General features: G+C 43.0%; 7 protein-coding genes. 4 read left to right on the top strand and 3 right to left on the bottom strand.

All coding sequences use genetic code 11. From position 1 onward, the window contains the following. A partial coding sequence (locus DP116_RS28500; protein ID WP_211173162.1) for a hypothetical protein occupies nt 1-214 on the top strand: 214 nt, incomplete at its 5' end. On the opposite strand, the gene DP116_RS08560 is transcribed toward DP116_RS28500, so the two are convergent. From DP116_RS08560 to DP116_RS08550, 3 genes are all read right to left on the bottom strand, one after another. Beyond that, nucleotides 191-757 carry a hypothetical protein gene (locus DP116_RS08560; RefSeq protein ID WP_169154785.1) on the bottom strand — a complete coding sequence of 189 codons (567 nt, stop codon included), beginning with the start codon at nt 755-757 and terminating at the stop codon, nt 191-193. The two genes, DP116_RS28500 and DP116_RS08560, sit on opposite strands and share 24 nt — an antisense overlap. Nucleotides 758-875: 118 nt before the next feature. Beyond that, entirely contained in the window at nt 876-1,313 is a 438-nt protein-coding gene (locus DP116_RS08555; protein WP_169154784.1) for a DUF4079 domain-containing protein, read from the bottom strand. A gap of 116 nt (nt 1,314-1,429) precedes the next feature. After that, a complete protein-coding gene (locus DP116_RS08550) occupies nt 1,430-1,825 on the bottom strand; it encodes a DUF1830 domain-containing protein (RefSeq protein ID WP_169154783.1) in 396 nt (131 codons plus the stop codon). Between the two features lie 531 nt (nt 1,826-2,356). On the opposite strand from DP116_RS08550, the gene DP116_RS08545 reads away from it, so the two are divergent. From DP116_RS08545 to DP116_RS08535, 3 genes are all read left to right on the top strand, one after another. Further along, nucleotides 2,357-3,949 carry a photosystem II high light acclimation radical SAM protein gene (locus DP116_RS08545; RefSeq protein ID WP_169154782.1) on the top strand — a complete coding sequence of 531 codons (1,593 nt, stop codon included), beginning with the start codon at nt 2,357-2,359 and terminating at the stop codon, nt 3,947-3,949. Between the two features lie 69 nt (nt 3,950-4,018). Next, nucleotides 4,019-5,416: a DICT sensory domain-containing protein gene (locus tag DP116_RS08540; protein ID WP_169154781.1), complete on the top strand. Its 1,398-nt coding sequence runs from the start codon at nt 4,019-4,021 to the stop codon at nt 5,414-5,416. A 93-nt stretch (nt 5,417-5,509) separates the two neighbouring features. Further along, nucleotides 5,510-6,148: a pentapeptide repeat-containing protein gene (locus DP116_RS08535; RefSeq protein ID WP_169154780.1), complete on the top strand. Its 639-nt coding sequence runs from the start codon at nt 5,510-5,512 to the stop codon at nt 6,146-6,148. Nucleotides 6,149-6,151 lie beyond the last annotated feature (3 nt).

Raw genomic sequence — 6,151 nt, 5'->3', positions numbered from 1 at the left:
GCGAAAGCAGGCATACGCGCAGCGTGTCCCCTTGGGACTCAGCAATCTCAAAATTAAGAATCTCTCCTTTTTGAATTTGCCTAAGTTGAATTTTGAATTCTCGCGTGATCGTGTGGGGTTTCCCTTACACCCTTACACCCTTACACCCTTACACCCTTACACCCACGCCCGTTGCGGACTCGGTGAAACTCTAATTTATGCTGCCTTGCGCTAACGCTGTGGCGATTGTCCAGCCATCAATCAATAGCAGCAATAGCGTCAAAAAAAGTAAAATTAAATACATCCATGGTTGTGCTAAGGGATAGACATCTGTCGTATCTACCTGTGTCTTCTGTTGCACAAATTTTACCAAACGGGCAAACCCAACCACACGCATCGGTAGTAAGTAAGCTTTTCCTTCGTGAGACAGGAAGTAGTAAACGATTCCTCCTTGACCAGTCGTGCGGGGTTTCAACTCTTTTACATCAGACCAAGGTAAAGACCAGCCTTTGCGGAAAAAACCTGGTACCCATTGAGGATAAGTGACTTGGATTCCCTGGTCATCTACAATAACGCGTTCACTCAACGCTGCATACAGACCAATAAAACCGATGACAATACCCACCCATAACAACGCTGGTGGTACAGGTGCTGCTGTTACCTGCGAGAGGAAAGGTAACGGTGTGGTAAGTGCCACATACAGACACAAAAGTGTAATCCGAATTAAAGGAGAGAGTCGAAAAACAGAAGATGAAGTATCGGCTGAGTTTGCTGTCACGGCTCCATCATGATCGTTGTACTTTAAATTAATATTAGCTGGTAAAAAGGTAAGAGTAATTCTTCAAGATATTGCTTGGCAAACTGAATCGTGAAGCTGTCGAGTGATTTGTGATTCATCATGGTAAGTACTTTTGTACTACAGTCCAGCCTGTTAACGATACCCAAACAAAGCCAAAAAACAGGGCAATATTAGCACCTATGTGGATACGTTTAGCCCAAGATCGTCTAGGATGAATCAGCAATGCACTCCCTGCAGACAGCAAAACCAGTACGACTGCTGTCAAACCAGCAATCAGGTGTGATGAGTGTCCCAAAGAACCAAAGTGACCCAAAGTCCCAATAATGCCAATCAGTAACAGAAGCAGCACTAAACTGACTATGCAACCGCCAATTAAGTAGTGAAGGGAATGCAGCCAGCTAGGTTCTTCTTGCTGTAGTCTTCTGGTACGAAACATCCAAACACCTGTTATCGCTAATAGTAAATAAGCTAATAGCGATAAACCCATCGACCATGCTGCTATTTTCCACAGCCAAAGAAACGAAGGTAAGTTCATAGTAAACATTGTAGTGGAATAGAAACAGTGATGGAGGCGATGAGGACATTATTAAAGACAAAACAAAAGAGGGTTGCTGAGTTTAGCAACCCTCTAACTAAGCAAAATTGTTTTTTTTAATCAATGGTTACTAAACCAGCGACTTGTAAGGATTTTATGAAATCTCCGGTTATTGTATTAATCTGCACAATTGGTTTTTTATTGATCGAGTCCATAACTGGTGCTGAAGAATCTGTGTCAAACACAAAACTGTTAGGTTCACTGATTGCAAGGCGATCGCACGGAATTGTATCCGATAAAATTGCGCTTGCCATCATGCCCGTGTGAATCTCAAGTTGAGCTTGTCTTGGGGCTTCAAACACTAACCTCTGTCCAGGAAAAACAACCCGTTCAAAGTACCAGTTGGGAATATTGGAGATGCGAGCCACCTGTATTTTACTTGTGGCATTTACGTAGCAACAGAACAGTTTTCCTGATTGCTCAGGAGGTAGAGGATCTAATATTTGAGCCATAACTGCTGAGGAGCTTTACGCCACTATTTTATATTACACCAGCCAACGTAGCACTGGGTGATCCCCAGCTGCTGTAACCCCGACTACCAACTGGTATTTTTTAGATGATTTCTATCTTAAGATATGCGGATGATATGAAAATTTTGTAAAAATCTATGCCTTTTACGCAATTGTACATTATAGTCGCACAAATATAATGTTCCCTGGTTCACAAAAAAATCATAACTTGTGTGATTGACGTGTCCTTGCTAATGTTCTAAACCACAAATAATGTATGTGGATCATCGCTTGGCAAAGAAAGTTGGTGTTATTGTAAAGCTATATGTATGAAAAATTTTTATAGTATCTCGCCTCAGCAGACTAGAAATCTGATGGCAAAATCCGTTTAGCTATTTTCACCGATCCCAATAAACACAATAGACTAATCAATAATCTGAGTGAATGTCAAGTAATATTAAGATATAGGACAAAAAACAAAATAAACTTTTCTTTATAAAGATATTGTTCTCGCTTTCCCTTGAAAACAGCAAGATGGAAGTTAAAACACCTGTAATGGACAACCGAATTCTCTATGTTCGCCTTCCTTGTAACCCCATTTTTCCTATTGGGGTTGTTTACCTTGCAGATCACGTCCACAAGTTGTTTCCCACAATTGAACAGCGGATTTTTGATTTGGGGACGGTACCACCTTTAGATTATGCCTTTGCCCTAGATCAGTGTATTGATGAATTTAAACCAACACTGCTGGTTTTCTCTTGGCGGGATATCCAAATTTATGCCCCTGTAGGTGGACGTGGTGGTAACCCATTACAATATTCTTTTGAGATTTTCTATGCCAAAAATCCCTTAGTCAAATTACACGGTGCTTTTGGCGGCTTGCGGATGTTAACAAGTTACTATACAGAACTGTGGCGTAACCTCGGATTAATCAAACGTGGTTTAAAACGTGCCCGTAAATATCATCCAGATATCCGCTTAGTTGTGGGTGGTGGTGCTGTGAGTGTATTTTACGAACAGCTTGGTAAAAGCTTGCCAAAGGGGACAATTGTTTCTGTGGGTGAGGGCGAAACCCTGCTAGAAAAACTTTTAACTGGAACAGAGTTTATAGATGAACGTTGTTACATAGTGGGAGAATCTCAACCACGTACACGCCTCATCCACGAACAACCGACTCCAGTGGAAAAAACCGCTTGTAACTACGATTATATCGAAAGCATCTGGTCGGAGCTTAATTATTACCTACAGGAAGGAGATTTCTACATCGGTGTTCAAACCAAACGCGGTTGTCCCCACAACTGCTGCTATTGCGTTTACACGGTTGTAGAAGGTAAACAGGTACGTATCAATCCTGCAGATGAAGTTGTTGCCGAAATGCGACAACTTTACAATCGGGGCATACGTAACTTCTGGTTTACCGATGCCCAATTCATCCCCGCCCGAAAATTTATTGAAGATGCAGAGGAACTGTTACAGAAAATCGTCGATTCTGGAATGAGTGACATTCACTGGGCAGCATACATCCGCGCTGATAACCTCACACCAAAGACGTGTGAGTTGATGGTGAAAACTGGGATGAACTACTTTGAAATTGGTATTACGAGTGGTTCTCAAGAACTTGTTCGTAAGATGCGCATGGGATATAACCTGCGAACAGTCTTACAAAACTGTCGCGACTTAAAAGCTGCTGGATTTAACGACTTAGTCTCTGTTAACTACTCCTTTAACGTTATTGACGAACGCCCCGAAACTATTCGCCAAACGATCGCCTACCACCGCGAATTAGAAAAAATTTTTGGGGCTGACAAAGTCGAACCCGCCATTTTCTTCATCGGGCTACAACCTCATACCCATTTAGAAGAGTATGCCTTTAAAGAAGGAATCGTTAAACCGGGGTACAATCCAATGAGCCATATGCCCTGGAACGCTAGAAAACTTCTCTGGAACCCCGAACCTCTCGGTTCTTTCTTTGGTGAAGTCTGCTTAGAAGCATGGCGACGCAACCCCAACGACTTTGGACGCGAAGTTATGAAAATTTTAGAGGAAAGAGTGGGTTGTGCTGATTTAGAAGAAGCACTTTCTGCACCAATTGAGACGAAAGAAAAACCACTCGTCAGCGTATCATAGAAGACACGGGGATAAGGGGAAACTTGCTCCCCTTTCGTCTGTTCGTCTGCGATTCTTTTCATTAAACTCATGTTAGAAGGCTCTATTTTACAAAAGCTAGAAGCAGCTCATCGCCATAGTAAAAGACCAATTCAATACGGCGTTTACTACAAAAATACCCTGGTTTCCCTGTGTCATGCTCTGGAAGACCACATTTTAACTGATGACAGTACACCTTTAGTTATCACAGCCTTCCAACAGGGGAAATGGTATTTGCAAGAAGCCCAAAGATATGCGGATATTGCTCAAAAATCCTGTCAAATTGCTATTATGGCTTCTCCTGATGCAGGTTTTGCTGAACATCCCACAAGTCAGTTACCCAATGTGAACTTGGTAGGATTAGAGTCAGCAGATCCAGTGGCGCAGGAGTGGCACTTGATTATTATAGCACCTGCATACACAGCAATGGTCATTTGTCAAGAACTATCAGAAGCTGATTATGGTACTACTGGAGTACCTGCATCGGATGTGGAGCGGAAATTCTATGGCTTGTGGACATTTGAGGCAGAATTAGTCAAAGAAACGGCAGAATTGGCAATTTCCCACATCGGACAATATAACCCAGAACTGGCACAAAAACTCAAGGCACACAAAGACGCAATTCAGCCATGCCTTGCTACACCAGAAGACTTGAGTGCAGTTGTTTCTCAGGTAGTAGATTATCTCCAAACAGGGCAAGTCAATATATCCGTCCCTACAGCGACTCGCCACCAAGCACTGGATCGCAATCTGGTTTCCAACGAAATTCAAGCATTTTTGCGGATGGCGCAAATTATTGATGCTACTGATATTACCAATCCAATGGCAGCAGCAGAAGTGGTGGCGCTAGCAGAAACAATAGGGCAACTTTTGGATCTTCCCGCATGGCAGATGAAACGTCTACGTCTTGCAGCTTTGCTGCACCGTATAGATCCATTGCAAAGAGCACAAAGCATTCTTTCTCCTGGAACTTCTACGCGCTACCAAGAAGATGCACCCAGTTGTCCGTTGACTTGTCCTTTAGTACCGGGAGCGCAAGTTCTGCGAACTATGCCACAATTGCGAGCGATCGCCCAAATTATCACACATCAAAGCGAGTGGTGGGATGGTACAGGTGAACCAGCAGGGTTAGCTGGGGATGAAATTCCTCTGGAATCGAGAATCATGGCATTAGTTGCGGATTTCCAATGGCGACTCAATCAGAAAAAAACGTCTCAGTTAAGTCGCGAGGAGATATTTGCTCAAGCTTTAGAAGAGTGCAGGCAACTGCAATCGTATCGCTTTGATCCTAAACTTGTAGATACACTCGCTTTATTGGTCATGGGTTTACAACAGGGACTTGATGTAGCTCTGGTGACGCCTAAAGTCAGTGCTAGCATGTGGCTACTCAATAGCAGGTTAGAGAGCGAAAGCAAAACTGGTGAGCAGATTCGCAGTTACGGCAAATAATCATTTGATACAAAAGCTCACAGACGCTGAGAAACTCTTTGCGCCTTTGTGTCTGTGTGCAAAATTTAATTATCTTGATAATGCATAATGTATATGAACATAGAAGAAATTCGATTAGGAAAACTCAAAAATCTGCCAGGAACAAATTTAGAGGACGAAGATTTATCAAACTCTGATTTAAGTCGAATCAATCTTGCTGGTGCTCACCTTGTTGGCACACTTTTTACAGGTTCCAAACTTGAAGGTGGACATCTAGAAGGTGCAAATTTGATGGGAGCCAATCTTGTAGAAACTGACTTGCGAGCAAACCTTATGGGAGCAAATTTAATGCAAGCAGATCTGACGGGTGCTGACTTACGGGGTGGAAATTTGCGTGGTGCTAATTTCATGGGAGCAAGACTGAGTGAAGTCTCGCTTGCAGGTGCTTTCTTGAGTGGTGCCAATTTGATGAATGTTAACTTGCAAGGTGCTGACTTTCGAGGTGCTGACTTGCGAGGTGCGAACTTGACTGGAGCGAATCTCAAAGGTGCAGACTTGAGTCGTGCAGATTTGCAAGGAGCGTTGTTGAGTGAGGCAAATTTGGAAGAAGCCGACTTGCGGGGAGCTAATCTTGCGGGTGCGAATTTGACGGGTGCGAATTTACTTTGTGCTGAACTAGATGGTGCTAATTTGAGTGGCGTGAATTTGGAGCGAGCTTGTTTGGTAGGAACATTGGTTGAGATAGTTTCGTAAGGA

It is taken from the genome of Brasilonema bromeliae SPC951 (assembly GCF_012912135.1).
GTDB classification, from domain to species: domain Bacteria; phylum Cyanobacteriota; class Cyanobacteriia; order Cyanobacteriales; family Nostocaceae; genus Brasilonema; species Brasilonema bromeliae.
Note: the sequence above shows the minus strand (reverse complement) of the source record. Positions and strands in the feature narration are given on the sequence as shown.

Coding starts and splice junctions, on each gene's coding strand:
- DP116_RS08555 (WP_169154784.1), bottom strand. CDS start 1,313: ATGAACTTACCTTCGTTTCTTTGGCTGTGGAAAATAGCAGCATGGTCG.
- DP116_RS08550 (WP_169154783.1), bottom strand. CDS start 1,825: ATGGCTCAAATATTAGATCCTCTACCTCCTGAGCAATCAGGAAAACTG.
- DP116_RS08545 (WP_169154782.1), top strand. CDS start 2,357: ATGGAAGTTAAAACACCTGTAATGGACAACCGAATTCTCTATGTTCGC.
- DP116_RS08540 (WP_169154781.1), top strand. CDS start 4,019: ATGTTAGAAGGCTCTATTTTACAAAAGCTAGAAGCAGCTCATCGCCAT.
- DP116_RS08535 (WP_169154780.1), top strand. CDS start 5,510: ATGAACATAGAAGAAATTCGATTAGGAAAACTCAAAAATCTGCCAGGA.